At 47.4% G+C, this 397-nt stretch carries 1 protein-coding gene; it reads left to right on the top strand.

Annotation, left to right across the window (positions count from 1 at the left end):
- Positions 1-71 precede the first annotated feature (71 nt).
- Positions 72-397, top strand: a 326-nt coding sequence (locus A3761_RS27420) for a hypothetical protein (protein ID WP_231881194.1), incomplete at its 3' end; no start/stop codon positions are given.

Genomic DNA, 397 nt, shown 5'->3' with positions numbered 1-397 from the left:
TCAAAATCAGTGCCCAACTTAGCAGCCAGGAACACCCCTTACAGACAGAAAGTTCCCTGAACCATATTCCCATGGCAGCATTAATTATTAATGAGACAGGCCGAATAATTGACATCAATGAGCGAGCTGAGCACTTCTTCAATGCCAGTCAGCACTGGCAAATTGATCAGGGTTACCTGAGCGCGGAACACCTTCGGCTGAACACAGAGCTTATGCCATTAACCGGCGACCAAAACTTCAGCATCATCTCACTAGCACTTGAACCCGTCGACTCAGCTGTAGAAAGCCTCAGCACTAAAAAGGCATACCAAGGCAAACCTAAGCTGGTCCATCTTACCGCCTTGCCAGGCAATGAGGAGATATGCAGCTCAGCCAGCATTTTTATCTCTGTTTTCAA

This window comes from Oleiphilus sp. HI0123 (genome assembly GCF_001635315.1).
The sequence above is the reverse complement of the archived record's forward strand: the minus strand, read 5'-3'. Positions and strand labels throughout refer to the sequence as shown.